The 26,874-nt window shown below is 67.3% G+C and carries 23 protein-coding genes and 1 pseudogene; 17 read left to right on the forward strand and 7 right to left on the reverse strand.

Translation table 11 applies throughout. The annotated features are described in order from the left end of the window. The first annotated feature begins 5 nt into the window (after positions 1 to 5). A complete protein-coding gene (locus tag G6N43_RS12880) occupies positions 6 to 1,196 on the forward strand; it encodes a LuxR C-terminal-related transcriptional regulator (protein WP_083150170.1) in 1,191 nt (396 codons plus the stop codon). Here the strand turns inward: G6N43_RS12880 and G6N43_RS12885 are convergent. From G6N43_RS12885 to G6N43_RS12900, 4 genes are read right to left on the reverse strand one after another with little or no spacing between them, the layout of a single operon-like run. Then, positions 1,193 to 2,155, reverse strand: coding sequence for a Gfo/Idh/MocA family protein (locus tag G6N43_RS12885; RefSeq protein WP_083150248.1), 963 nt, complete (start codon positions 2,153 to 2,155; stop codon positions 1,193 to 1,195). The two genes, G6N43_RS12880 and G6N43_RS12885, sit on opposite strands and share 4 nt — an antisense overlap. Continuing rightward, positions 2,152 to 3,033 (reverse strand): sugar phosphate isomerase/epimerase family protein, encoded by an 882-nt coding sequence (locus G6N43_RS12890; RefSeq protein ID WP_083150169.1) that lies wholly within the window; start codon positions 3,031 to 3,033, stop codon positions 2,152 to 2,154. The genes G6N43_RS12885 and G6N43_RS12890 overlap by 4 nt, the downstream gene beginning before the upstream one ends. Further along, positions 3,030 to 4,037 carry a Gfo/Idh/MocA family protein gene (locus G6N43_RS12895; protein ID WP_083150168.1) on the reverse strand — a complete coding sequence of 336 codons (1,008 nt, stop codon included), beginning with the start codon at positions 4,035 to 4,037 and terminating at the stop codon, positions 3,030 to 3,032. Before G6N43_RS12895 ends, G6N43_RS12890 begins: the two co-directional genes overlap by 4 nt. Next, on the reverse strand, positions 4,034 to 5,197 hold the full coding sequence (locus G6N43_RS12900) for a phytanoyl-CoA dioxygenase family protein (RefSeq protein WP_165761851.1): 1,164 nt from the start codon (positions 5,195 to 5,197) through the stop codon (positions 4,034 to 4,036). Before G6N43_RS12900 ends, G6N43_RS12895 begins: the two co-directional genes overlap by 4 nt. A 159-nt stretch (positions 5,198 to 5,356) precedes the next feature. Between G6N43_RS12900 and G6N43_RS12905 the strand changes: the two genes are divergently transcribed. The 4 genes from G6N43_RS12905 (at position 5,357) to mobA (ending at position 10,292) form a co-directional block, all read left to right on the forward strand. Further along, positions 5,357 to 6,361 carry a LacI family DNA-binding transcriptional regulator gene (locus tag G6N43_RS12905; RefSeq protein WP_083150166.1) on the forward strand — a complete coding sequence of 335 codons (1,005 nt, stop codon included), beginning with the start codon at positions 5,357 to 5,359 and terminating at the stop codon, positions 6,359 to 6,361. A 313-nt stretch (positions 6,362 to 6,674) separates the two neighbouring features. Beyond that, complete coding sequence (locus G6N43_RS12910; RefSeq protein WP_083150165.1) at positions 6,675 to 8,624, forward strand: 2-oxoacid:acceptor oxidoreductase subunit alpha; 1,950 nt, start codon at positions 6,675 to 6,677, stop codon at positions 8,622 to 8,624. After that, positions 8,621 to 9,691, forward strand: a complete 1,071-nt coding sequence (locus G6N43_RS12915) for a 2-oxoacid:ferredoxin oxidoreductase subunit beta (RefSeq protein ID WP_083150164.1) — start codon at positions 8,621 to 8,623, stop codon at positions 9,689 to 9,691. The genes G6N43_RS12910 and G6N43_RS12915 overlap by 4 nt, the downstream gene beginning before the upstream one ends. Before the next feature lie 10 nt (positions 9,692 to 9,701). Beyond that, positions 9,702 to 10,292 carry a molybdenum cofactor guanylyltransferase gene (gene mobA, locus G6N43_RS12920; RefSeq protein ID WP_083150163.1) on the forward strand — a complete coding sequence of 197 codons (591 nt, stop codon included), beginning with the start codon at positions 9,702 to 9,704 and terminating at the stop codon, positions 10,290 to 10,292. Between the two features lie 573 nt (positions 10,293 to 10,865). Here mobA and G6N43_RS12925 read toward each other — a convergent pair. Next, positions 10,866 to 11,216 (reverse strand): hypothetical protein, encoded by a 351-nt coding sequence (locus G6N43_RS12925; RefSeq protein WP_133056543.1) that lies wholly within the window; start codon positions 11,214 to 11,216, stop codon positions 10,866 to 10,868. Between the two features lie 105 nt (positions 11,217 to 11,321). Between G6N43_RS12925 and G6N43_RS12930 the strand changes: the two genes are divergently transcribed. Both G6N43_RS12930 and G6N43_RS12935 read left to right on the forward strand, forming a co-directional pair. Then, positions 11,322 to 11,642, forward strand: coding sequence for a transglycosylase family protein (locus tag G6N43_RS12930; RefSeq protein ID WP_234810032.1), 321 nt, complete (start codon positions 11,322 to 11,324; stop codon positions 11,640 to 11,642). Positions 11,643 to 11,856: 214 nt separating this feature from the next. Further along, positions 11,857 to 12,384, forward strand: a complete 528-nt coding sequence (locus tag G6N43_RS12935) for a transglycosylase family protein (protein ID WP_083150160.1) — start codon at positions 11,857 to 11,859, stop codon at positions 12,382 to 12,384. Here G6N43_RS12935 and G6N43_RS12940 read toward each other — a convergent pair. Beyond that, positions 12,350 to 12,928 (reverse strand): VOC family protein, encoded by a 579-nt coding sequence (locus G6N43_RS12940; protein ID WP_083150159.1) that lies wholly within the window; start codon positions 12,926 to 12,928, stop codon positions 12,350 to 12,352. The genes G6N43_RS12935 and G6N43_RS12940 overlap by 35 nt on opposite strands. Beyond that, a pseudogene (locus G6N43_RS12945) lies at positions 12,925 to 14,079 on the reverse strand (FAD-dependent oxidoreductase). The gene G6N43_RS12940 and the pseudogene G6N43_RS12945 overlap by 4 nt, the downstream one beginning before the upstream one ends. A 64-nt stretch (positions 14,080 to 14,143) precedes the next feature. On the opposite strand from G6N43_RS12945, the gene G6N43_RS12950 reads away from it, so the two are divergent. The 10 genes from G6N43_RS12950 (at position 14,144) to rpmA (ending at position 26,869) form a co-directional block, all read left to right on the forward strand. After that, positions 14,144 to 16,138, forward strand: coding sequence for an alpha/beta fold hydrolase (locus tag G6N43_RS12950; protein WP_083150158.1), 1,995 nt, complete (start codon positions 14,144 to 14,146; stop codon positions 16,136 to 16,138). A gap of 10 nt (positions 16,139 to 16,148) precedes the next feature. Further along, positions 16,149 to 17,402 carry a saccharopine dehydrogenase family protein gene (locus G6N43_RS12955; protein WP_083150157.1) on the forward strand — a complete coding sequence of 418 codons (1,254 nt, stop codon included), beginning with the start codon at positions 16,149 to 16,151 and terminating at the stop codon, positions 17,400 to 17,402. An 81-nt stretch (positions 17,403 to 17,483) separates the two neighbouring features. Continuing rightward, positions 17,484 to 18,098, forward strand: a complete 615-nt coding sequence (locus tag G6N43_RS12960; protein ID WP_083150156.1) for a DUF937 domain-containing protein — start codon at positions 17,484 to 17,486, stop codon at positions 18,096 to 18,098. A 92-nt stretch (positions 18,099 to 18,190) separates the two neighbouring features. Continuing rightward, positions 18,191 to 20,845 (forward strand): valine--tRNA ligase, encoded by a 2,655-nt coding sequence (locus tag G6N43_RS12965; RefSeq protein WP_163658086.1) that lies wholly within the window; start codon positions 18,191 to 18,193, stop codon positions 20,843 to 20,845. Then, complete coding sequence (folC, locus tag G6N43_RS12970) at positions 20,842 to 22,251, forward strand: bifunctional tetrahydrofolate synthase/dihydrofolate synthase (protein WP_083150154.1); 1,410 nt, start codon at positions 20,842 to 20,844, stop codon at positions 22,249 to 22,251. Before G6N43_RS12965 ends, folC begins: the two co-directional genes overlap by 4 nt. Further along, entirely contained in the window at positions 22,248 to 22,640 is a 393-nt protein-coding gene (locus G6N43_RS12975; protein WP_083150153.1) for a DUF4233 domain-containing protein, read from the forward strand. The genes folC and G6N43_RS12975 overlap by 4 nt, the downstream gene beginning before the upstream one ends. 10 nt (positions 22,641 to 22,650) lie before the next feature. Next, a complete protein-coding gene (ndk, locus tag G6N43_RS12980; RefSeq protein WP_083150152.1) occupies positions 22,651 to 23,070 on the forward strand; it encodes a nucleoside-diphosphate kinase in 420 nt (139 codons plus the stop codon). 313 nt (positions 23,071 to 23,383) lie between these two features. Continuing rightward, the gene (locus G6N43_RS12985) at positions 23,384 to 26,104 is read left to right on the forward strand and encodes a ribonuclease E (RefSeq protein ID WP_110810315.1); all 2,721 of its coding nucleotides are present in this window, start codon (positions 23,384 to 23,386) and stop codon (positions 26,102 to 26,104) included. Between the two features lie 158 nt (positions 26,105 to 26,262). After that, on the forward strand, positions 26,263 to 26,586 hold the full coding sequence (gene rplU / locus G6N43_RS12990; RefSeq protein ID WP_083150150.1) for a 50S ribosomal protein L21: 324 nt from the start codon (positions 26,263 to 26,265) through the stop codon (positions 26,584 to 26,586). 13 nt (positions 26,587 to 26,599) lie between these two features. Continuing rightward, positions 26,600 to 26,869, forward strand: coding sequence for a 50S ribosomal protein L27 (gene rpmA, locus G6N43_RS12995; protein WP_083150149.1), 270 nt, complete (start codon positions 26,600 to 26,602; stop codon positions 26,867 to 26,869). Positions 26,870 to 26,874 lie beyond the last annotated feature (5 nt).

The raw sequence follows: 26,874 nt of genomic DNA on the forward strand, positions 1-26,874 counted from the left end.
AGGGCGTGAGTGCTGTGACCGAACCGCCCGACACGCCCGAGCTCGGCACGCTGACCGACGGTGATCACCCGGGTTGGGCATCTCGCCCGGCCAAGGAAAGTGAGGCGGCGCGCCGATACCGGGAGACGTTCGAGGGCTGCGAGATCGACCCCGCCGACGACCCGTTGGCAGTGGTGGCCGAGGCGGTCGACGCCAAGGCGACGCTGGTGCGCAATTCGCTGGAAGGGGTGGGTGACGAGGACGCACTGAACGCGCTCGACGCGGTGCTCGACCTGGTCGCCCTGGAGCGCGAGTTGATCGAGGACGGTGCGAGGCGGCGCACCTTCGCGCTGTTGGCTGTGCAGGAAGGTCTGAGCAAGCTGAGGGTCATCGACGACGTCGCGACGATCGTCGACCGTGCGCCGCGCGAGTTGGTGGAGTCGTGCGGGTTCGACCGGGCCGTGCTGTTTCGCGTTCACGAAGGCCGGATGGTCATGGAGTCAGCGTATTTCGGCGACGACTACGAGGGCGCGAAGAAGATGGTCGCCTTCGCGCAGTCGGTGGCGCCACCGCTGAACCACATGCTGCTGGAGACGCAGATGATCCGCCGCCACGCGCCTGCGATCGTGCGCGACGCCCGCAACGATCCACGCGTCAACCGGCCGATCGTCGATTTCTCGTTGACGCATTCCTATGTGGCGGCACCGGTGATGCCGACCGGCAAGGTGATCGGATTCCTACACGCCGACCGGCTCTACTCGGGCCGCACGGTCGACGAGATCGACCGCGACACCGTGTGGGCGTTCGCGGAGGGCTTCGGGTATGCGTACGAACGCACCGTGCTGCTCGAACGGATGCGTCGTCAGCGCGCAGAAGTCCGGCGCGCGTTGGCATCTGCCGACGAGGCCGCCCGCGCGCTACAGGACGCGGATCTGGACCTCGCGAAGATCGAGCCGGTCGAACGCAGCCCGGCCGCGCAGTCGCTGGCCGAGGTACAGACGCGGGTCATGTCGATGCTGACCCGTCGCGAGATCGAGGTGCTTCGGCTGATGGCGGCGGGCCGCACCAATCAGCAGATCGCCGATGAGCTCGTGATCTCCGCGGGGACGGTGAAGTCTCATGTCAAACGGGTGCTGAGGAAGCTACATGCGACGAATCGCGCCGAGGCGGCTTCTGCGTACGTGCGACTGGCCAGCGTGCCGCAGCCGGGCGCCTAGCGCGGATCCATACCTGCCGCGCGGTACGCGGCGTCGATGTACGCCATGTTCTCCACTGCGTCTGCGTTGTCGATCGGCAGCGGCGCGCCATCAAGCACGTGCCCGGCGAACGTCTCCAACTGATAGGTGTACGAGGGGCGGGTGCCGAGATGTTCGACGGTGGTGCCCGCGGGCGTGCGGACGGTGACGCGGTCGTCCTCGTGGGGCTTGATGAAGTTGTGCACGTGGACATCTCCCGTGGTGCCGACGATCTGGATTGTGAATGCGTAGTCGTCGGCGACCATCGAGTTGGTGCTGAGGCCCGTCGCGCCGTTCGGGAAGGTGAGTTCGACGTCGCACCACGCGTCGACGCCGGGGCGGTGCTCCTTCGCGTGCGCCCGCACGATCGACGGATGCCCGAGCCGCCGCATGATGTGTAGTCCGTAGCAGCCGAGGTCCATCAGCGCGCCGCCCCCCAACTCGAGGGACCACCGCGGGTCGTCGGCGGCGGGTTCGGGCATGGCCATGTGCACCTCGACGCGGGTGATGTCGCCCAGAGTGCCGTCACCGGCCAGTTCCAGGGCGCGACGCGTCACCGGGTGGAACAGGTAATGAAAGCCTTCCATCACAGTCACACCGGCTGCATCGGCGGCCTCGGCGACGCGTATCGCCTCACTCTGGTTGCGGGCGAACGGTTTCTCGGTGAGCACCGGCTTGCCCGCCGCCACCGCCGCGAGATTCCACGGCGCGTGCAGCGCGTTGGCCAGCGGGTTGTAGACGACATCGACCTCGGGATCGTCGATCACGTCCTGGTATGTAGCGGCGAAACGTTCGACGCCGTGTCGTTCGGTGAACGCCTGCGCGCGTTGCGGATCGCGAGCCGCCACGACCACCAGCCGGTGGCCCAATTCGTGTGCGGGAGCGACGATTGCCGACTCGGCGATACGGGAGGCCCCGAGCACGCCGATGCGCAGGCTCATGCCGGCACGCGGCCGCACACGTCGTGGATGAACGCCACGCTGGTCCGCACGTCGCGCACCGGGCCCTCGTCGGTGGGCTCGCCGTCGAGGATGGTGTCCTGCTCCATGACGAACCAGCCGTCGAAACCGTTGCTGCGCAGCGCGGTAACGATACCCGCGATGTCGACATCGCCCTTGCCCAGCGGCGTGTACATGCCCTGCCGCACCGCCTCGGTGTAGGTGAGCTCGCCGCCCTGGACGCGCGCGGCGAGTGCCGCATCGACATCCTTGAGATGCGCGTGGGCGATCCGGTCCGGCACCTCACGGGTCAACGCGAGCGGATCCGTCCCGCCGATCAGCAGATGGCCGGTGTCCAGGCACAGCTTGATACGCGTGCCATACAGCACCCGGTCCACTTCCGCGCGGGTCTCGACCATGGTCCCGACGTGGGGATGCAGCACCGCGAGCACCCCGCGCTCGGCGGCCGCATCGGCGAGCCGGTCGAGATTGGCCAGCAGCGTGGCCCATTGGCCGTCGTTGAGCGTCGGCCGCGAGTCGTAACCGTCGGCGCCCGTCGCCGCCGCCAGCACGAGCACGTCGGCCCCACTGGCGATCAGCGCGTCGAGCGGAGCCGCGATGTCGGCGACCGGATCATGGTTCGTGTCGTGAAGCACCACGGGCACGAACATGCCGACGCAGCGCAGACCGTGCGATGCGAGCAGCGCGGTCAGCTCGCCGGGATCGGACGGCAGAAAGCCCTCGGGCCCCAGCTCGGTGGCGGACAGGCCCACGTCGTGCATCTCGGTGAGCACGCGATCGGCGTCGAGTTGATGACCCCAGCCGGGTACCTCGCACACTCCCCAGGAAATCGGTGCGCCTGCGATCTTCAGTGTCGTCACCGTGACTTGACCTCCTTGATGCTCACCGGAACTCGGCGCTGCAGTGATTCGGTGGCGGCTTCGGCCAACCAGGCCACCTCGACCGCGTCGGCCACCGTGCATGCCGGGGCGGCCTCACCCTTGACCACGTCGACGAACGCGCTGAGCTCCGCGCGGAACGCCTCAGTGAAGCGGTCCATGAAGAAGTGGTGCGCCGGGCCGTGCGGAAAGTCGTTGTCGGGGTCGACGTTCCGCACGGGCACGCCCTGATCCCAGCCCGCCACGACGGTGTCGTGGAACCCGTGCACCTCGAGACGGCAGTCGTACCCGTGTGCGTTGTACCGCGCCGCGGACACCACCCCGAGCGTGCCTTCCTCGAAAGTGACGACGACGGCGGCGGTGTCGACGTCGCCGAACTCGGCGAATTTCGGGTCACCCTGAACGCTGCCGGTGGCGTACACCTCGACGGCCTGCTGCCCGGTGATCCAGCGGAGCACGTCGAAATCGTGTACCGCACAGTCGCGGAAGATCCCGCCCGAACCCGCGATGTACTCCATCGGCGGGGGAGCCGGGTCCATGGTCGTGCTGCGCACGGTGTGCAGGGCGCCCAGTGAACCGTCGTCGACCGCACGTTTGGCGGCGGCGAACGCGGCGTCGAACCGCCGTTGGTAGCCCACCTGAACCGGCACGCCCGAACGTGCGATGACGTCGGCCACCCGTGCGCTCTCCGCCGCCGTGGAGGCGATCGGCTTCTCGCAGAACGTGGGCAGTCCGCGGGCGACCGCGGCAAGCGTCAGCTCCGCATGCGCAGGCGTCGCGGCCGAGACGACGACGCCGTCCACGCCGGACGCAAGCAGCGCGTCCACCGAATCAACCGGTTTCGCACCGTATTTGGCCGCGACGGCGGTGACGACCTCGGGCCGTTCGTCGGTGACGACCAGCCCGTCGATGCTCTCCAGCCCCGAAAGGGTGTCGGTGTGGAAGGCCCCGATGCGGCCCAATCCGATCACGCCGAGGGTGGTCATGGCAGTCTCCGTTCTTCATGGGCGCGTAGGACGACGTCGAGTTCGTCTGCGCTGAGGTCGTCGGCGAGCGCCGCCAGCACCGTGTCGACCTGGCTGGGCGGGGCCAGGCTGCCGATGGGCTGATCGCTGTCGAGGTTGGTGGGGAAGGCGTAGCCCTCCGCGGTGGCGACCACCGCGTTATAGAGGTCTCGCCACGGGCGGCCCGCGGCCTTCATCGCGAGCAGCGACGGATAGATCGCGCGGACCATCGCCGTGCGGTCCAGTGTCTCCATCGCCCGGCCGAACGGTGAGGAGATCTGCAGCAGGTTCGCGATCCGGCGGATGTCACTCGAAACATTCGATCCCGCACCGTGATACAGCGCCGGGTTGAAGAACACCGCATCGCCCTTCTGCAGCGGCAGCTGAACGTGATGGTCGGCGAAGAAGCTGACGAACTCTGGCCGATTGAAGGCGACGTATCCGCCGGCGAACCGCTGTGAATACGGCAGCAGCATCGTCGGGCCGCTCTGCACCGGCATATCACAGTGCGCGACGGCGCCCTGCAGCGTCAGCACCGGTGACGTGCGGTGCAGATGTGCCGGGTACTGCGCGAGGTGCTCGTCGGGGACGAAGCCGAGGTGATAGTCGCGATGCGGAACCTGCTGTGTGCCACCGGGATTGACGACGTTGACCTGCGAGGTGACCTGATAGCGCGGGCCCAGCCAGGCCTGGCAGACGATTGCGAGGGTGTCGTTGGCGTAGTACTCGGCGAACACGTCGGGTGCGTGCAGCGCGAGCTTCTGCGCGGCGTTCCAGATCCGGTCGTTGGCGCCGGGCGTGCCGAAGTGGTCGCCCGCGGCGGCGCCGGTGTCGCGCTGGGCTTCGATGATCGAGAAGAAGGCGTCGTTGGCTCGGTCGACGACGCCGGGGGAGAAGGCGTTCTCGAACACCACCACGCCGGGGCCGTCGGCGAGCGCGCGGATCAGCTCGGCCTGCACCTCGCGCCGGTCGGCGCCCGCCACCGCTTCTGCGGAGTACACCGGCACGTCGCTTCGCACATCGCCGGCGTTCGGGTAGTCGGCGCGATCCGTGTCGCGAAGCACCTGGGCGCGAAAGTCGTCGAGCCGGCAGTCGGACTCGTCGATCCACGGTGCGTGAGTCGTCGTCACCGGTGCGGCCATGCCAGCTAGTCTTGCTGTGATACTGACCGCAATCAACGCCAAAAACCCATCAAAAACACCTCAAGAATGTCGGCGAGCAGACGCAAACTGCCCCGTTCCGCGGCGTGTCGCGGGACCTTCACGTCTGCTCGCGGGAATCGGGAATGAAGGACCGAGCCGATGGCGCATCGCTACAAGATCCGCGAGATCGCTCAGCAGAGCGGGCTCAGCGAAGCGACGGTCGACCGCGTCCTGAACAAGCGTGCCGGCGTGCGGGAGAACACCAGGGCCGAGGTCGAGCAGGCGATCGCTGACCTCGACAAACAGCGGGCCCAGCTGCGCCTCAACGGCCGTCGCTACCTCATCGACGTCATCATGCAGACGCCTACGCGGTTCTCGGACGCGTTCCGGGCCGCCGTCGAGGCCGAACTGCCCGCGTTCGCGCCTGCCATGCTGCGGGCCCGCTTCCGCCTATGGGAGTCGGGCACGACCGAGCAGATGGTCGAGGCGTTGGGCCGCGTTCGCGGCAGCCACGGAGTGATCCTCAAGGCGCAGGACGACCCCGCCGTGGCCGAGGCCGTGGACCGCCTGGTCGAAAGCGGTGTGCCAGTGGTGACATACACGACCGACATCCCCGCCAGCGCGCGCTGCGCCTACGTCGGCATCGACAACCACGGCGCGGGGGTGACGGCGGCCTACCTGATGCGCGAGTGGCTCGGCCAGGCGCCCTCGGACATCCTCATCACCTTGAGCCGCGCGGTGTTCCGCGGCGAGGGGGAGCGTGAGGTGGGCTTCCGGTCGGCGATGCGCGGTACGGGCCGAACGATCGTCGAAGTCACCGACAGCGACGGCATCGACGCGACCAATGAGCGGTTGGTGCTCGAGGCGCTCGAGCGGCATCCGCATGTCGAGGCCGTCTATTCGGTGGGCGGGGGCAACACCGCGACCATTGCGGCCTTCGAGCGGCTGGGGCGCCCCTGCCGGGTTTTCGTCGCCCACGACCTGGACGCCGACAACAGAAAGCTGCTGCGTGACGGCCGTATCTCGGTGGTCCTGCATAACGATCTACGTGCCGATGCACGTCTGGCGATGCGGCTGATCCTCCAGCAGCAGGGTGCGTTGCCGGCCGAGGCGGCGCGGCCCGTGCCCATCCAAGTCATCACTCCGTACAACCTGCCGCCGTGAGGCGACGACGAGTGCTTGCACGGGGCTACTGATCGGTAGCAATTTCCTTATTAATGGCACCGAGTGCCACGTGACGCAAAACACAATTCTGTCTCGTGGGGCGGGCCGACACTGGCGCTGAGCAGCGGATTCAATAAGTGGACACCTGCGCGCAATCAGCGAGTCGTGCGAAGGCCTGCCTAAGAGAAGTGCAATAATCGGTACCGCCAGTGACATCAAATTTCAGTGGACGTCCAACGACGGCGCGTCGCCACGACCGCGACTCGGAAAGACGTTCGCCCGGATAGCTCGGACAGAACGGAAGGCGGTCGCAGTGGGGGCCAACGGCAACGGGGTCAGCCCGGGCACTAGGCAGAAGCTCGAGAAGGTCGTCATCCGATTCGCCGGCGACTCCGGCGACGGTATGCAGCTCACCGGTGACCGGTTCACCTCTGAGGCCGCATTGTTCGGCAATGACCTTGCGACACAACCGAATTACCCTGCCGAGATCCGCGCGCCACAGGGCACGCTGCCCGGTGTGTCGTCGTTCCAGATTCAGATCGCCGACTACGACATCCTGACCGCCGGCGACCGTCCCGACGTACTCGTCGCGATGAACCCGGCCGCCCTGATGGCCAACGTGTCCGACCTGCCTCGTGGCGGGCTGATCATCGCCAACTCCGACGAGTTCACGAAGCGGAACCTCGCGAAGGTCGGCTACGAAGGCAACCCGCTGGAGAACGACGAGCTGAGCGACTACGTCGTGCAGGCCGTTCCGATGACCACCCTCACCCTCGGCGCGGTCGAGGAGATCGGCGCGTCCAAGAAGGACGGTCAGCGCGCCAAGAACATGTTCGCCCTCGGCCTGCTGTCCTGGATGTACGGGCGCGAGCTCGAGCACAGCGAGGCGTTCATCCGCGAGAAGTTCGCCCGCAAGCCCGATGTCGCCGAGGCCAACGTGCTGGCGCTCAAGGCCGGCTGGAACTACGGCGAGACCACCGAGGCCTTCGCGGGCATCGTCTACGAGGTCGCGCCCGCCAAGCTCAAGAGCGGTGAGTACCGCCAGATCTCGGGTAACACCGCACTGGCGTACGGCATCGTCACCGCGGGCCACCTGAGTGATCTGCAGGTGGTGCTGGGCACTTACCCGATCACCCCGGCCTCGGACATCCTGCACGAGCTGTCCAAGCACAAGAACTTCAACGTGCTGACCTTCCAGGCCGAGGACGAGATCGCCGGTATCGGCGCCGCGATCGGTGCGTCGTACGGCGGCGCGCTCGGCGTCACCAGCACCTCCGGGCCCGGCATCTCGCTGAAGTCGGAGGCGATCGGCCTCGCGGTGATGACCGAGCTTCCGCTCATCGTCATCGACGTGCAGCGCGGCGGACCGTCGACCGGCTTGCCGACCAAGACCGAACAGGCCGACCTGTTGCAGGTGCTGTTCGGGCGCAACGGCGAGTCCCCGGTGGCGGTGTTGGCGCCGCGGTCGCCGTCGGACTGCTTCGACATCGCGGTCGAGGCCGCACGTATCGCCGTCAGCTACCACACGCCCGTGGTGATCCTCTCCGATGGCGCGATCGCGAACGGCTCTGAGCCGTGGCAGATTCCGGATGTCACCACCTACGAGAAGATCGAGCACACCTTCGCCAAGCCGGGTGAGCCGTTCCAGCCGTACGCGCGCGATCCCGAGACGCTGGCCCGTCAGTTCGCCATCCCCGGCACCCCGGGACTCGAGCACCGCATCGGCGGACTGGAGGCGGCCAACGGTTCGGGCAACATCTCGTACGAACCGAAGAACCACGACCTGATGGTGCGGTTGCGCCAGGCCAAGGTCGACGGCATCAAGGTGCCGGACCTCGAGGTCGACGACCCGTCCGGCGACGCGGAGCTGCTCATGATCGGCTGGGGCAGCAGCTACGGCCCCATCGGCGAGGCGTGCCGTCGCGCGCGCCGCAAGGGCATCAAGGTGGCCCAGGCGCACCTGCGAAACCTCAATCCCTTCCCCGCCAACCTCGGCGAGGTGCTGCGGCGCTACCCCAAGGTGGTGCTGCCGGAGATGAACCTCGGCCAGTTGGCACTGCTGCTGCGCGGCAAGTACCTCGTCGACGTCCAGTCGGTGACCAAGGTCGAGGGCATGGCGTTCCTGGCCGACGAGGTCGAGGGGATCATCGACGCTGCGCTCGACGGAACGCTGAGTGACAAGGAAACTGACAAGGCCAAGTTCGCCCGGTTGGCGGCAGCCACCATCGAAACCGAAGCGACTGGTGTGGGAGCAATCGCATGACTGACCTGATTGGTGTGGATCTCGGGCTGACGTCCGGGACCGGCCTGGTTCCGACGACGGACGAGCCGCAGAAGTCGAAGGACTTCACCAGCGACCAGGAAGTCCGTTGGTGCCCGGGCTGCGGTGACTACGTCATCCTCAACACCATTCGCAACTTCCTGCCCGAACTCGGCCTGCGTCGCGAGAACATCGCGTTCGTCAGCGGCATCGGCTGCTCGAGCCGGTTCCCGTACTACCTGCAGACCTACGGCTTCCACTCGATCCACGGCCGCGCGCCGACGATCGCGACCGGGTTGGCGCTGGCCCGTCCGGACCTGTCGGTGTGGGTCGTCACCGGTGACGGCGACGCGCTGTCAATCGGCGGCAACCACCTGATTCACGCGCTGCGGCGCAACGTCAACCTGACGATCCTGCTGTTCAACAACCGGATCTACGGCCTGACGAAGGGGCAGTACTCGCCGACGTCGGAGACCGGCAAGATCACGAAGTCCACGCCGATGGGCTCGCTGGACTACCCGTTCAACCCCGTGTCGCTGGCGCTGGGTGCGGAGGCCACGTTCGTCGGTCGCGCGCTGGACTCCGACCGCAAGGGCCTGAGCGAGGTGCTTCGCGGCGCAGCCCAGCATCGCGGTGCCGCGCTCGTCGAGATCATGCAGGACTGCCCGATCTTCAACGACGGTTCCTTCGACGCGCTGCGCAAGGAAGGCGCCGAGGAGCGCCTCATCAACCTGACCCACGGCGAGCCGATCACCTTCGGCGCCGACGGCGAGTACTGCGTCGTGAAGTCGGGCTATGGCCTCGAGGTCGCCAAGACCGCGGACGTGTCGGCTGACGAGATCGTGGTCCATGACGCACAGCTCGAGGACCCGGCGTACGCATTCGCGCTGTCGCGGCTGTCCGAGCAGAACCTCGATCACATGGTGATGGGCATCTTCCGTCAGGTCAGCAAGCCGACCTACGACGACGCCGCCCGGCAGCAGATCGCCTCGGCGCGGGACGCCAAGCCGCACGACACGGCTGCATTGCAGTCGCTGTTGCGGGGCAAAGACACCTGGACCGTCGACTAATCTCACTGACGTGACGTCCCTGGTTCCGGTAGCTGCGATCATTCTGGCCGGCGGGGCTTCCCGCCGGATGGGCCGCGATAAGGCCACTGCCGTCTTCGAAGGCAAGACGCTCGTCGAGCGGACGGTGTCCGCCGTCAGCCCTCGATGTGCGCCCGTCTTCGTCGTCGCCGCGCCAGGTCAGCCGCTGCCGAGTCTCGAGGCGGAGATCCTGCGCGACGAGGTTCGCGGGGTCGGTCCGTTGTTGGCCACCGGCCGCGGGTTGCGGGCGGCCGCGGAGGCCGGGCGGGAGTACGCGTTCGTGTGCGCCGTCGACATGCCGTTCCTGTCCGCCGATCTGATCGACGAGCTCATCGGGCCGGCGGTGCGCCTCGGCGCCGACGTGGTGCTGCCGTGGGATGGCCGCACCCACTACCTGACCGGGATCTACCGCACCGACCTGCACGAACGGGTGTCGGCGCTCGTTGACGCGGGGGAGCGCAGCATGCGGGCGCTCGCGGACACCGTCGATACGCAACGGGTCGTCATGCCGGAGCAGCGGGCGCTGACCAACGTCAACACCATCGCGGAGCTGCGGGACGCGGCGTCCCGGCGAATTGCGTAGCAAATTCGCAAATGTAATTGCACCGAATTTGTTGCGGTTTGTGCTGAATTCGCGACACCGAATTGTGTCGATATTTTCGGTGATAGACGACGCTGAGTGTCCGGTTCAGGACTGGAATGCGTCTGCGCCGGTCCGAAGGGTGCAGTCTGAATGATGCTGTGCAACAAGAGCTTCGGGCATGCCTCGTCGGGGTTCGTGGTCGTTCGGGCGCTGATTCTGCACCAATTTCTCTCTGCGGCAGGCATGGGAAAGGTGATTGTTGCCCTTGATGTCCCGTCGTTACCGGTCTGGTCATCGGGCAGAACCCACCCGGATGCCGACTGGCCGCTGAGCCTTCGCATCATTGGTCGTTAATCCCTTGGTGCACAGCACTTTCAGTCAGCAGTGACACCTGAGTCGCCAATTGGGGGTGTCGGGGTTGAACTCGGCATTCACTGCTGAAATACCCAGCGGGACAGAGGGATTGAGTAGTCACCGCGGGTGCCATAGATTCGGGTCTCGCTGGCGAACAGAATCGTCGAGAAGGCGCGCTTGGGGCGATTCCTCCACGTGCGCTGGGCGTTTCACCAGCGCCTAAACGTGTTTGCCGACCGCCAGATCGGTGGGCTGGGTCACAAAATCGTAGTGAGATGACTCACGGATCCACTTCTGCTCGGCGAAATCCACAGCGCCGTCAAACGCACGGATGACCTGCGTGGACGTTGGCGATGGTCCGTCGTGATCGTTCCGTGATCTGTCCGCGACACGTTCTTCACCGAAATGACTTTCGGCGAATCGGTTTGTACGGTCCCTAACGGCTTCTGACGGAGCAAATAATTCAAAAACCACGAACCTGCGTGTGAGTGGGGCCAGTGCGGTGATCACGCCGCCGATGGCCGCCGGGTGGCTTCGCCCGGTGAGGCTTCTTTCCTCCCGCTGCCGCACCTAACCGAGACGGTGCGGCCCTTAACCCATGGCCTGGTGACCAGGCATGTGCCCATGCGTCCGCGCACGGGTGTCGGTGGTGCGCGCTCGTCGAAAGGATCGAAATTGAAGAACATCCGCAAGACGCTTGGTCTGGCAACCTTCGCAGGCACGCTCGCCATCGCTCCGCTGGCGATGGCCGGCACCGCTAGCGCGGACAGCGTGAACTGGGATGCCGTCGCGGCCTGCGAGTCCGGCGGCAACTGGTCCATCAACACCGGCAACGGCTACTACGGCGGCCTGCAGTTCACCATGGGCACCTGGCACGCCAACGGTGGCAGCGGCTCGCCGCATACCGCGAGCCGCGAGGAGCAGATCCGCGTTGCGGAGAACGTTCTGAAGACGCAGGGGATCGGCGCATGGCCGTCCTGCGGTCGTCGTGGCTAGTCACGACTAGGACCCCTTCGAGGCGGTGTCCAGGCGAAATACCTGGACACCGCCTCTTCTTTCTCAGAAGCCTCTTACACCAGATAAGTAACGAATAAAACTTTTGACGCTCTGGTAACACGCGACTTCTCCCGCCCGAAACACCGGATAGCCGCATCGAAGCAAGCGCTTCACGCGGGCCTTGAGTTCAAACGGTCGGGGAAGGACCGCAGTGATGAAGATTCGTAAGGCTGTTACCAAAGGCCTGATGGCCGCCGTGATCTCCGGGGCGATGGTGATCGTCGGAATGGCACTGTCCACGGCTACCGCGAACGCGGACTCGGTGAACTGGGACGCCATCGCGGAGTGCGAGTCGGGCGGCAACTGGAACATCAACACCGGCAACGGCCACTTCGGCGGGCTGCAGTTCAAGCAGGCGACCTGGACAGCCAACGGTGGTGTCGGCAACCCCGCGCACGCCTCGCGCGCCGAGCAGATCCGCGTCGCCGAGAACGTCCTGCGCACCCAGGGCCTCAAGGCCTGGCCGAAGTGCGGCCCCCGTGGCGCCCAGCCGGCCATCTGGCGGAATCCGGGCACCTCGATGCCGTCTATGCCTGCTACAACCGCCTCATCCTCAATGCCCGCTTCGACCGCCACCGGTTGCGCTTCGATGCCCTCCAGCGGACTGTTCGGCTTCATCAACCCGCGTCAGATGTGTACCGCGCTGCTCAACCCGATGGGCACCCTGGCGACCACACGCTGAATTCGTTGCCCTGCGGATCGACCCGCACACCTGGAGATGAGCGCAGCGTCCACTGCCAGCGGTTGGGCGCCACACGCTCATCGTCGGTGCGGACGAACTTCCAGATGAGGGACTCCCAGCCGGAGGCGCCGTAAAGCCAGCGGGGAGTGCCGTCCGGTCCGGCTCGAACCTCTGCGCCCACCACCTCGGCCCACCACGCGGCGAGTTCCTCCGGCCGGTCACTGTCGGTACACACCGCGAAGGCTCGCCCCGGCGGCCCAGCATCGGGCTGCGGATCGTGGAACGCGCAGAACTCGTTGCCCTCGACATCGGCGAGCGTGACCCAGTCGGGGAATTCGGCCAGCACCCTGGCACCCAGATCCACCAACGGTGCGATGTCGCGGACATAGAGGTCGAGGTGCACCCGATTCTTCACGGTTTTCGGTCGCTCTTCGGAGCGGAACTTCAACAGGTGGGCGGATGCGCCTAGCGCACCTGTCCAGAACGACTCCATAACCGCCGGATCAGCGGCCTCCACGAGCAGCGGGCCGAGGGTGATCGTCATGCGGGGTCCGTTGGCAGTACGAACGCCGACCGGGCGGCCACCGTGGCCAAGTGCCTCGTGAGCACGGCCTCGGGACCGAGCACGGTCGCGCGGCTCAGCGCGGCGCTGAGCAACGGCGGCAGGTTCACGATCTGGCCGATCAGCTTCGATTCGCGCATCAGCGCGCGCACCCGGGGTCGGCGGAATGCCGCGAACCGGGCGAAAGCGGTGGCCAGGTCATCCGTGCGTGCGACGAACGACGCCAGGATCGCCGCGTCCTCGATTCCCTGACAACCGCCCTGACCCAGATGCGGCCGCATCGGATGGGCAGCGTCGCCGACCGCGACGATCGGCCCTCTGCACCATTGCCGGGCCGGCTCGCGGTCGTAAAGGTCGTTGCGCAGCACGCGGTCCGGGTCGGTCGCATCGAGGACGGCCGGGATGGGATCGACCCAGGCGCCGAACTTGTGCTTCAAATAGTTCAGCTCGCCCTCCGGCGCGGTGCCTCCCTTGGGCGTTCGTTCGGTGGCGAACCAGTAGGTGCTGTTCCCGTTGATGGGCACGTGACCGAATTCGACGGCGGGGCCGAGGACCTCGCCCGCGACGTCGGGATCGATGCGGCAGTCCGCCACACCGCGCCACGCCGTGTAGCCGACGTAGCGGCCGGCGAGTGGTCCGTTGAGGTGCCGGGCCACCATCGAATTCGTGCCGTCGGCGCCGACGACCGCGTCGACGTCTGTGGTCGAGGCGTCCGAGAGGCTCACCCGCACACCGTCGGCGGTCGCCACCATGGACTCGGCCGCGACGCCGTATCGCAATGTGCCGTCGGCGAGCGCTCCGGCAAGCACCGAGGTCAGGGTGTTTCGGTGGATCACCACCAGCGGTTCGCCCAACGCCTTGACCAGTCGCTGCGGCGACGGGCGACGCAGCCAGGTGCCGTCGCGCCAGCGCACCGCACCCGCGGTGATCCGGCCTCCGGCGGCGCGGACGGCGTCGCCGAGACCGATCTCGTCGAGCGCGGCCAGCGCGTTGGGCCAGATGCTGATGCCCGCGCCCGACGAGGTGTCGGTGCGCTCCTCGATGACCGTGACGTCGTGGCCCTACTGCTGTAGCGCGTTGGCGGTCGCCAGCCCGGCGATGCCCGCCCCGATCACCAGGATCCGCTTCGACATGTCTCGAACGTAGCGCCTCCGCCGAGCCTGTCCCGGCGGGGAGGTTTGGCGGCTGTGCTACCAAATGGGCATGACCGACCCGACGCCGTTCGACGACCTCGATGCCTACCTCGCGCTGCCGCGCGTCACGGGCCTGGCGGTATCGCCCGACGGCACTCGCGTGGTGGTCACCCGCGCGGAGCTCAACGACAAGCGCACCGAGTACATCAGCGCGGTATGGGAAGTCGACCCCGCGGGCGTGCAGCCGGCGCGGCGGTTGACCCGGGGCGCCAAGGGCGAGTCGTCGCCGGTGTTCACCGCGGGCGGCGACGTGCTGTTCGTCGCGAAGCGGCCGACCGACGGCGACGACAAGACGCCCGCGTCGTTGTGGCGCCTGCCTGCGGCGGGCGGCGAGGCGTTCGAGGCGTTGGCGTTGCCCGGCGGAGTCGAGTCGGTGCGCACCGCGAGCTACGCCGACATGGCGGTCGTGAGCGGACCGATGATGCCATCGGCACACAGCATGGACGACGACCGCCGCATCTGGGATCTGCGCAAGGACAACAAGATCACCGCCATCCTGCATACCGGATATCCGATCCGCTACTGGGACAAGGATCTTGGGCCGGGCGAACCTCATCTGTTCGGCACCGACCTCGACGGTGGCGAGCCGAAGGACCTGAGCCCGTCTCCCGGAAGTGCGTTGTGGAACGCCGATTTCGACGTCAGCCCCGACGGAACCTTCGTGGTCACCAGCTGGCAGGTGCCCGCGCCGCGCGCCTCGAAGCGCGCTGTCCTGGTACGCATCGACACCGACAGCGGTGAGCGGACTGTGATCGCCGACGATCCCGACGCCGATCTGTGGGATCCGGCGATCGCGCCGGACGGACTGTCCGTCGCATACATCCGTGAGGCGCAGTCGACGCCGCAGAGGGCGCCCCATTTCACGTTGTGCTGCATGCGTTTCGGCGATAGTCCGGTCGACGTGGCGCTCGGCTGGGATCGCTGGCCGACGTCGGTGACGTGGTCGCGCGACGGGTCCGCGTTGATCGTCACCGCCGACCAGGACGGCCGGGCTCCCATCTTCCGCATCGACCCCGCCGACGGCACCGTCACGCAACTGACGTTCGACGACCACGCCTACACCGACGTCGCCGCCGCGCCCGGCGGCGTGCTCTACGCATTGCGCACCTCCTACGCCGCGCCGCCACATCCGGTGCGCATCGATCGCGACGGCGCCGTCACGGAGTTGCCCTGCATCGATTTACCTCGCCTTCCTGGCACGCTGACCGACCTCGAGGCGACCTCAACCGACGGCACGCGCGTGCGTTCATGGCTGGTGTTGCCGGATGGTGATGCGCCCGCCCCGCTGCTGTTGTGGATTCACGGCGGCCCGCTCTCCAGCTGGAATGTCTGGTCGTGGCGATGGAATCCGTGGTTGTTGGCCGCGCGGGGCTATGCGGTGCTGCTCCCCGATCCCGGGTTGTCCACCGGATACGGGCAGGACTTCATCCAGCGGGGATGGGGCGCCTGGGGCGGCGCGCCGTACGACGATCTGATGGCCGCGACGGACGCTGCGTGCGCGCATCCCCGCATCGACGCCGACCGGACCGCGGCGATGGGCGGATCCTTCGGCGGCTACATGGCCAATTGGGTTGCCGGACACACCGATCGATTCGACGCGATCGTCACCCATGCGAGCCTGTGGGCCCTCGAGCAGTTCGGCGTCACCACCGACGCGGCGTACTACTGGGTCCGCGAGATGACACCGGAGATGGCCGCGGCGAACTCACCGCACCAGCACGTCGGCCAGATCGCCACCCCGATGCTCGTCATCCACGGGGACAAGGACTATCGCGTGCCGATCGGCGAGGCGCTGCGCCTCTGGTACCAGCTGCTGACGGAATCGCGCCTGCCTGCCGACGAGGACGGCAACAGTCCGCACCAGTTCCTGTTCTTCCCGTCGGAGAATCACTGGGTGCTCAGCCCTCAGCACGCCAAGGTCTGGTACCAGGTGGTCATCGCGTTCCTGAGCCGTCACGTCCTCGGTGAGGAGATCGAGCTGCCGACGACGCTCGGGTAGCGTCGCGGACATGAGCGGCCAACGTGAGTTCGACATCGTCCTGTACGGCGCGACCGGCTTCGTCGGAAAGCTGACCGCCGAATACCTGGCCAAAGCCGGTGGTGACGCGCGCATCGCACTGGCGGGCCGGTCGCACGACAAGGTGCTGGCGGTACGGGAATCGTTGGGGGAGAAGGCGCAGTCCTGGCCGATCATTGCTGCGGATGCGTCGCAGCCGTCGACGCTGGACGCGATGGCGGCCAGGGCCCAGGTGGTGGTGACCACCGTCGGGCCGTACGCCCGCTACGGGCTACCGCTGGTGGCGGCGTGTGCGGCCGCGGGGACCGACTACGCGGACCTGACGGGCGAGACGTTGTTCATCCGCGACAGCATCGACCAGTACCACAAGCAGGCCGCAGATACCGGTGCGCGCATCGTGCACTCGTGTGGATTCGATTCGATCCCTTCGGATCTCAGCGTGTTCGCGCTGTATCGGCGTATCCAGGAGGACCAGGCGGGCGAGCTGACCGATGCCAACCTGGTCGTGCGGGAGATGGTCGGCGGGGTGTCGGGAGGCACCGTCGCGTCGATGATCGACGTGTTCAGCACGGTCTCGAGTGACCCCGAGGCGCGACGGGCGATGAACGATCCCTACACCCTTTCGCCCGACCGCGCAGCCGAGCCCGAACTCGGTGGGCAGCCCGACATTCGGTGGCGGCGCGGCAGCGAGGTCGACGACGCGCTCGACGGATACTGGCTGGCGCCGTTCGTGATGGCCGGGCCGAACTCCCGAATCGTCAGGCGCAGCAACGCTTTACTGGGATACGCCTACGGCAGGAAGCTCGAGTACGGCGAGCTGATGAGCATGGGCCGCTCCGTGGCGGCACCGGTCGTCGCGGCACTGGCCACCGCCGGCAACGTCGCGGCGATGGAGTTGGGCAGCCGCTACTTTCGCCGCATCCCGCGCAGCCTCATCGACCGAATCGCACCGAAACCGGGCACCGGCCCCAGCGAGAGGGTGCGCGAGAACGGGCGCTACACGGTCGAGACCTACACCACCACGACGACGGGCGCCCACTACCGGGCGCGGTTCTCACAGCGTGGCGACTACGGATACAAGGCGACGTCGGTACTGCTGGGCGAATGCGGTCTGGCGCTCGCGTTCGACCGCGACCGGCTCTCGGATCTGCGTGGCGTCCTGACACCCGCGGCGGCGATGGGCGATGCGTTGCTGGCTCGCTTCCCCGCTGCGGAAGTGTTGCTGGAGACGACGCGCCTGAAATGAGCCGCGCGCGTAAAAACACTGTGCGCCAAGTGCATTTCGACTAGCGTTGTTGAATTATCCCAGCAATGAAGGTGGGGAACCATGGCTGGTCTCGATGATCTGTACGCGCAAATCCCGGTGAGCGAGATTGCCAAGAAGGTCGGCGCCGACGAAGGCGAAGTGAACAACGCGATTCGGACTCTGGTCCCCGCGCTGGTCGGTGGATTGGCCGAGAACGTTCAGGCCAACCAGATCGACTCGAGTGACCTCGAATCCGCCGTTGCTCAGCAAGGCGCGAGCGGTTTGCTTGACGGCGGAGTCAGCGTCGACCAGGTCGACGCGAAGCAGGGCGACCAGTACGTCGCCAAGATCTTCGGCGGCAACGACAGCGGCGCCGTCGCCTCCGCGCTGGCCGACAAGGGCGCGGGCGGCGGCGACCTGATCAAGCAGCTGCTGCCGATCCTGGCGCCGATCGTGCTGGCCTACATCGGCAAGCAACTGTCCAAGGGCTCGGCGCCCGCCGAGCAGGCCGGCGGCGGTGGCGGGCTCGGCGACATCCTCGGCAGCATCCTCGGCGGCGCCGGTGGTGGCGGCCGGGGCGGCGGGGGCGGCGACAACCCGTTGGGCAGCATCCTGGGCAGCGTGCTGGGCGGCGGCAGTGGTCAGAACAACCCGATCGGCGAGATCCTCGGCGGCCTGCTCGGCGGCAAGAAGTAACTTTTTCTGCGCGACCAGTCGCAAAGTGCCCCGTCCGACCAGCGTGTCGGGGTCTTTTCCGTCTGCTCGCGCGGTGTTTCTAGACTTGCGGGGTGACCGACACCCCCCGCCCCGGCCTCGACGCCCTGCCCAAATCCTGGGATCCAGGCGCGGTCGAAACCGACCTCTATGAGGGCTGGGTCAATGCCGGCTACTTCAAGGCCGACGCCGCGAGCAGCAAGCCCGCGTATTCGATCGTCCTGCCGCCGCCGAACGTCACCGGCAGCCTGCACATGGGCCACGCGCTCGATCACACGCTGATGGACGCGCTGACTCGGCGCAAACGCATGCAGGGCTACGAGGTGTTGTGGCTGCCGGGCATGGACCATGCGGGTATCGCCACCCAGAGCGTCGTCGAGAAGCAGCTGGCCGTCGACGGCAAGACCAAGGAAGACTTCGGTCGCGAGCTGTTCGTCGACAAGGTGTGGGACTGGAAGCGCGAGTCCGGCGGCACCATCGGCTGGCAGATGCGGGCCCTCGGCGACGGTGTCGACTGGAGCCGCGACCGCTTCACCATGGACGAGGGCCTGTCCCGGGCCGTCCGCACCATCTTCAAGAGGTTGTTCGACGCCGGGTTGATCTATCGGGCCGAGCGGCTGGTGAACTGGTCGCCCGTGCTGGAGACGGCGGTCTCCGACCTCGAGGTCAAGTACGAGGACGTCGAGGGTGAGCTGGTGTCGTTCCGCTACGGTTCGCTGCGCGACGACGAACCGCACATCGTCGTCGCCACCACCCGAGTCGAGACGATGCTCGGTGATACCGCGATCGCGGTGCATCCCGACGACGAGCGCTACCGCCACCTGGTCGGCAAGACCCTGCCGCACCCGTTCGTCGACCGGGAGATGGTGATCGTCGCCGACTCGCACGTCGACCCCGAGTTCGGCACGGGCGCAGTCAAAGTCACCCCCGCGCACGACCCCAACGACTTCGAGATCGGCATGCGGCATCAGCTGCCGATGCCGACGATCATGGACACCAAAGGCCGGATCGCCGATACCGGAACGGAATTCGACGGCCTGGACCGCTTCGAGGCACGCGTCAAGGTGCGCGAGGCGCTGGCCCAGCAGGGCCGCATTGTCGAGGAGAAGCGCCCATACCTGCACAGCGTCGGCCACTCAGAGCGCAGCGGGGAGCCGATCGAGCCACGGCTGTCGCTGCAGTGGTGGGTCAAGGTCGAGTCCCTCGCGAAGGCCGCCGGGGATGCAGTGCGCGAGCACCGCACGGTGATTCACCCGCCGAGCCTGGAGCCGCGCTGGTTCGCCTGGGTCGACAACATGCACGACTGGTGCATCTCGCGTCAGCTGTGGTGGGGCCACCGGATCCCGATCTGGCACAGTCCCGACGGCGACATGGTGTGCGTCGGGCCCGACGAGACCCCGCCGGAGGGCTGGGAGCAGGACCCCGACGTGCTGGACACGTGGTTCTCGTCGGCGTTGTGGCCGTTCTCCACGATGGGGTGGCCCGACTACACGCCCGATCTCGAAAAGTTCTATCCCACTTCGGTTCTGGTGACCGGCTACGACATCCTGTTCTTCTGGGTGGCCCGGATGATGATGTTCGGCACCTTCGTCGCCGACGATCCCGCGATCACCTGCGACGGCAGGCGCGGCCCGCAGGTGCCGTTCGAGAACGTCTTCCTGCACGGGCTGATCCGCGACGAGTTCGGCCGCAAGATGAGCAAGTCCCGCGGAAACGGCATCGACCCGCTCGACTGGGTCCAGAAGTTCGGCGCCGACGCGTTGCGGTTCACGCTCGCGCGCGGCGCGAGCCCCGGTGGCGACCTGTCCATCGGTGAAGACCACGCCCGCGCGTCGCGCAACTTCGCCACCAAGGTGTTCAACGCGACCCGCTTCGCGTTGATGAACGGCGCCGCTCCCGCTCCGTTGCCCGAGACCAGTTCGCTGACCGACGCCGACCGGTGGATCCTGGGCCGGCTGGAAGAGGTTCGCGCCGAAGTGGATTCGGCGCTGGACAGCTACGAGTTCAGCCGCGCGTGCGAATCGCTCTACCACTTCGCGTGGGACGAGTTCTGCGACTGGTACGTCGAGCTGGCCAAGGTTCAGCTCGCGGACGGTGTCGAACACACAACCGCTGTACTGGCCGCGGTGCTCGACACTCTGCTGAAGCTGTTGCATCCCGTGATGCCGTTCGTCACCGAGGTGTTGTGGAAGACGCTGACCGGCGGTGAGTCGCTGGTGATCGCCGACTGGCCGCAGCCCTCCGGGTTCGCGGTGGATCAGGTTGCGACGCAGCGGATCACCGACATGCAGAAGTTGATCACCGAGGTGCGCCGGTTCCGCAGCGACCAGGGACTCAACGACCGCCAGCGGGTGCCCGCACGCCTGTCTGACGTGGCCAAGGCGGATCTCGAGGCGCAGCTGCCCGCCGTCAGCGCCCTGGCGTGGTTGACCGATGCCGACGACGGCTTCAACGCGTCGGCGGCGGTCGAGGTCAGGTTGTCGCAGGCGACCGTCGTCGTGGAACTCGACACGTCGGGCACCGTCGACGTGGCGGCCGAGCGTCGCCGCCTCGAGAAGGATCTCGCCGCTGCGCAGAAGGAGCTCGCGGGCACCGAGGCCAAGCTCGGTAACGACAAGTTCCTCGCCAAGGCGCCCGCCGAGGTCGTCGACAAGATCCGTCAGCGCCAGCAGGTGGCGCGCGAGGAAGTGGACCGAATCACGGCACGCCTCGCCGGGCTCAACGGATGACCGAGCCCGTCCCCACCCCGGACGAGATCGCATCGTTGTTGCAGGTCGAGCATCTGCTCGATCAGCGTTGGCCGGAAACCAAGCTCGAACCGAGCACGACCCGCATCGCCGCGTTGATGGAGCTGCTCGGGTCGCCGCAGCGCGGTTACCCGTCCATTCACATCGCGGGGACGAACGGCAAGACCTCGGTGGCCCGGATGGTCGATGCGCTGCTGACCGCGTTCAGCCGCCGCACCGGCCGCACGACCAGCCCGCACCTGCAGTCGGCGGTCGAACGCATCTCGATCGACGGACAGCCGATCAGCCCGGCGAAGTACGTCGAGACCTACCGCGAGATCGAACCGTTCGTGCAACTGGTCGACCAGCAGTCCGAGGCGACCGGCGGTCCCGCGATGAGCAAGTTCGAGGTCGTCACCGCCATGGCGTTCGCGGCGTTCGCCGATGCGCCGGTGGATGTGGCCGTTGTCGAGGTCGGGCTCGGCGGACGATGGGACGCCACCAACGTCGTCGACGCTCCGGTCGCGGTCATCACGCCGGTCGGGGTGGACCACGCCGACTATCTGGGTGACACGGTCGCCGACATCGCAGGGGAGAAGGCCGGGGTCATCAAGAAGCAGGAGGAGTCGCTGGTCCCCACCGAGACCGTCGCGGTGATCGCCCGGCAGTTGCCGGAGGCGATGGAAGTGCTTCTGGCGCAAGCGGTCCGCGCCGACGCCGCGGTGGCCCGTGAGGACTCGGAGTTCGCCGTGCTAGGCAGGCAGATCGCGGTCGGCGGACAGCTTCTCGAGCTGCAGGGTCTCGGTGGGCGTTACAGCGACATCTACTTGCCCCTGCACGGGGAGCATCAGGCGCACAACGCCGTCGTCGCGCTGGCCGCCGTCGAGGCGTTCTTCGGGGCGGGTGCGCAACGGCAGCTGGACATCGAGACGGTACGTGCGGGCTTCGCATCGGTCACCAGTCCCGGACGACTTGAGCGGTTGCGCAGTGCCCCAACCGTTTTCGTCGACGCCGCGCACAACCCGGCCGGCGCCGTCGCGCTTGCGCAAGCGCTGCAGGAGGAATTCGACTTCCGGTTCCTCGTCGGTGTCATCTCGGTGATGGCCGACAAGGACGTCGACGGGATCCTCGATGCTCTGGAGCCTGTGTTCGACCAGATCGTCGTGACCCACAACGGTTCCCCTCGGGCAATGGAAGTCGACGCGCTGGCGATGCGCGCCGAGGAGCGGTTCGGCCCGGAACGCGTGATCACCGCCGCGACGCTGCCCGATGCGATCGAGACCGCGACCGCGCTGGTCGAAGAGGCCGGCGCCGAGGGCGACGGCTTCGGTGGAGTGGGCATGGTGATCACCGGTTCGGTCGTCACGGCGGGCGCGGCGCGGACGCTATTCGGCAAGGAGCCGGAATGACCGAGCAGCCGCAGGCCCCGCCCGACCCGTGGAAGAGCTTCCGCGGGGTGATGGCAGGCACGCTCATCCTGGAGGCGATCGTCGTGCTGCTCGCGCTGCCGGTGGTGGCGCGGATCGGCGGGGGACTGACGGCGGCCAGCGGCGGATACGTCATCGGGCTCGCCGTCATCCTGGTGCTGTTCGCGGGCATCCAGGGCCGGCCGTGGGCCATCTGGGCGAACCTAGCGCTGCAGCTGGTGGTGATCGCCGGCGTCGTCGTGCACGGCGCGATCGGGTTCATCGGCCTGGTCTTCCTCGGTGTCTGGCTGCTGATCGCCTACCTGCGTTTCGAGGTGCTGCGCCGGCAGAAGCGTGGACTGTTGCCCGGCCAGCAACAACCCCCCGACTAGGCTGTGCGCCGTGACTGAGCCGACTGAGCGCACCCTCGTGTTGATCAAGCCCGACGGCGTCAAGCGGCGCCTGGTCGGCGAAATTCTCAGCCGAATCGAGCGGAAGGGCCTCACCATCGCGGCCCTGGAGTTGAAGGACGTCAGCGACGAGCTGGCCCGCAAGCACTACGCCGAACACGACGGCAAGCCGTTCTTCGGCTCGCTGCTGGAGTTCATCACCTCCGGGCCGGTCGTCGCGGCCATCGTGGAGGGCCCGCGGGCTATCGCCGCGTTTCGCCAGATCGCGGGGGGAACCGACCCCGTCGAGAAGGCGGTGCCGGGCACGATTCGCGGCGATCTCGCGCTGATCACCCAGGACAACCTGGTGCATGGGTCGGATTCTCCGGAGTCCGCCGCGCGTGAAATCGAGCTCTGGTTCCCCGGCGCTTAGGGGCCGTAAATGGCCTGCTCGTCCGACGTGGTCGGGCGGAGCGGCGTGATGTGGGATACTGGGGACGGGTAACGGCCCTTTTTAACCAGGGGGGCGGACGCCCGAATGAAGACTTAGACGTGCGCGACCATCGCCACGCGCGGTGCGGCGCCGACCGTCCAGCCATCATTCAGACCGGCACTGAGGGTCTCCAACCAGGGGATTGCTCGGGGCGAGACCATAACAAGCTCGGGTGTAGTTGGCCCGAGTCAATAGCGGAAGCCCTCGCGTGGCCGCGTCAAACACGACGCGCCCGGGGGCTAAAGGAGACTACGTGGCCGACGATGCCCAAACAGAAGCCCTATCAGAAGAAACTCAGCCCGCGGAGGACGTTCAGCCTGAAGAGCTGACCGTCGCGGTGCAGGCGCAGCAGCCTGAGGAGTCCGTCCCCGATGCGGGGCCGGAGACTTCGACGGTCGCTGAAGCTGAATCCGAGGCCGACGAGGAACCCTCGGCCGGCGCAGACGGGGACGAACCCGAATCGCGGCTGATGCTCGAGGCTACCGCCCCGGCCGCTCCCGAGCGGGCCGATTACCAGCCGCTGTTCATGGCTCCTCAGCCGATTCGGATCGACTACGACACCGACGATGAGGACGACGACGAGGACGACACCGACGATTCCGGGCCGGACTCCGACGACGAGCAGGCCGACCGGCCGTCCGGCCGGCGTCGGCGCCGAGGCCGCCGCGGACGTGGCCGGGGTCGCGGTGAGCAGAACGACGACTCCGACGACAGCGACGCCGGTCAGGACTCCGGCGATGAATCGGACGAATCGGACGATTCCGACGAGGACAGCGGCGACGACGAGACCGCGACGGGTGAGGGCGGTACGCGCCGCCGACGTCGCCGTCGCCGCCGCAAGTCGGGCGCGGGCGACGACAATGACAACGGATCGTCCGACGATCCGCCGAACACCGTCGTCCACGAGCGCGAGCCGCGCAAGACCAAGAACGGCAAGGACGGCGACGGCGAGATCCAGGGCATCAACGGATCGACCCGCCTGGAGGCCAAGCGCCAGCGTCGTCGCGACGGCCGGGACGCGGGACGTCGTCGTCCGCCGATCCTGAGCGAGGCCGAGTTCCTCGCCAGGCGCGAAGCCGTCGAGCGGATGATGGTCGTGCGCGACAAGATCCGCACCGAACCACCGCACGAGGGGGCGCGCTACACCCAGATCGCCGTGCTCGAAGACGGCGTCGTCGTCGAGCATTTCGTGACGTCGGCGGCGTCGGCGTCGCTGGTCGGCAACATCTATCTCGGCATCGTGCAGAACGTGTTGCCGTCGATGGAGGCGGCGTTCGTCGACATCGGCCGTGGCCGCAACGGCGTGCTCTACGCGGGCGAGGTGAACTGGGAGGCGGCCGGTCTCGGCGGTGCGAACCGGAAGATCGAACAGGCCCTCAAGCCCGGCGACTACGTCGTCGTCCAGGTCAGCAAGGACCCGGTGGGGCACAAGGGCGCACGGTTGACGACTCAGGTGTCGCTGGCCGGGCGGTACCTCGTTTACGTGCCCGGCGCGTCGTCGACGGGGATCAGCCGCAAGCTGCCCGACACCGAACGGCAGCGCCTCAAGGAGATCCTTCGCGAGGTCGTGCCGCCGGAGGCGGGCGTGATCATCCGCACCGCATCCGAGGGCGTCAAGGAAGAAGACATCCGCACCGACGTCAATCGGCTGCAGGAGCGCTGGGCGCAGATCGAGCAGAAGGCCGCCGAGGTCAAGGAGAAGGCGGCTGGCGCGGCCGTCGCGCTCTACGAAGAGCCCGACGTGCTGGTCAAGGTCATCCGCGACCTGTTCAACGAGGACTTCACCGGCCTCATCGTGTCCGGCGACGAGGCGTGGAACACCATTAACGAGTATGTGAATTCGGTTGCGCCCGAACTCGTTCCACGCATGACGAAGTACGAGCCCGCGGGGCCCGACGCGCCGGACGTGTTCGCGGTGCACCGCATCGACGAGCAGCTGACGAAGGCCATGGACCGCAAGGTGTGGCTGCCGTCGGGCGGCACGCTGGTCATCGATCGCACCGAAGCGATGACGGTGGTCGACGTGAACACCGGCAAGTTCACCGGTTCAGGCGGCAACCTCGAGCAGACGGTCACGCGCAACAACCTCGAGGCCGCCGAAGAGATCGTGCGCCAGCTGAGGCTGCGCGATATCGGCGGCATCGTCGTCATCGACTTCATCGACATGGTGCTCGAGTCCAACCGCGACCTGGTGCTGCGCCGACTGACCGAAGCATTGGCGCGGGACCGCACCCGCCACCAGGTTTCCGAGGTGACGTCGCTGGGGTTGGTGCAGCTGACGCGCAAGCGTCTGGGCACGGGTCTGATCGAGGCGTTCTCCACGACCTGCGCGGAATGCGGCGGCAGGGGAATCCTGCTGCACGGCGATCCGGTGGACTCGACGGCCACGGGCGGGCGCAAGACCGAGTCGGGCGGACGGCGCGGCAAGCGCGGCAAACGCGGCGGTAAGGCCGACGACGTCGCCGTCGCCAAGGTGCCGCCGCATCCCGCAGGCGAGCACCCGATGTTCAAGGCGATGGCCGCGGCCAACGGTCGCCACGAGGACGACGAGGACGGCACGGACGCGGAGAAGACCGCCGAGGAGGTCGCCGAGGTCGATTCGGAGACCATCCGCGAGGCCGTCGCCGAGGCGGTGGACGACGACACCGACGAGACCGACGAGACCGAGGACGACGAGTCCGATGAGGACGACATCGACCTCGACGATGACGATGACGAGGAAGACGACGACATCGAGGTCATCGGGTCCGACGACGACGATGATGACGAGTCCGAGGATGAGGACTCCGATGAGGACGACTCCGATGAGGACGACGATGAGGACGACCCCGACCTGGACGATGAGGACTCCGAGGAGGACGACTCCGACGACGAATACGACGACGTCGAGCCGGTCCGGGTAGCCCCGCCGGGCGGTCGGCACCGGCGGCGCGCCGCCGCCAGGCCCGCCGGACCGCCCATCAACGAGCAGTGACAATGCGTGACCTGCGGTGATTTGACCCTCGCTGCGCGGCTCAAGTAACCTTGAGCAGTTGTCGCCAGGCTGCGGCCGGCGACCAAGAAGGACCCGGAAACCCAGACATGCGCAGCCACCAGTAGCGCGCGCCCAGAGACGAGAAGAAGAAGGACCTGATGGCAGCCGAGAAAGCCACGTACGCGATCGTCAAGACCGGCGGCAAGCAGTACAAGGTCGCGGTCGGCGACGTCGTGAAGGTCGAGAAGCTCGACTCAGAGCCCGGCGCGAAGGTGTCGCTGCCCGTCGCTCTGGTCGTCGACGGTGCCAAGGTCACCAGCGACGCCAAGGCGCTGGAGAAGGTCGCCGTCACCGGCGAGGTGCTCGAGCACACCAAGGGCCCCAAGATCCGCATCCACAAGTTCAAGAACAAGACCGGCTATCACAAGCGGCAGGGTCACCGTCAGCAGCTGACGGTCCTCAAGGTCACCGGAATCAAGTAGTAGGAGGCGACAGATGGCACACAAGAAGGGCGCTTCCAGCTCACGTAACGGTCGCGACTCCGCCGCCCAGCGGCTCGGCGTCAAGCGCTTCGGCGGCCAGATCGTCAAGGCTGGCGAGATCATCGTCCGCCAGCGCGGCACGCACTTCCATCCTGGCGTGAACGTCGGGCGCGGCGGCGACGACACGCTGTTCGCCACGGCCCCCGGTGCCGTCACGTTCGGCAGCAAGCGCGGACGCAAGACGGTCAGCGTCGTGCGACCGCCCGTCTCCTCGGAGGCCTAGGCTCC

Origin of the sequence: Mycolicibacterium moriokaense, from assembly GCF_010726085.1 — a bacterium.
In the GTDB taxonomy this organism is placed as follows: domain Bacteria; phylum Actinomycetota; class Actinomycetes; order Mycobacteriales; family Mycobacteriaceae; genus Mycobacterium; species Mycobacterium moriokaense.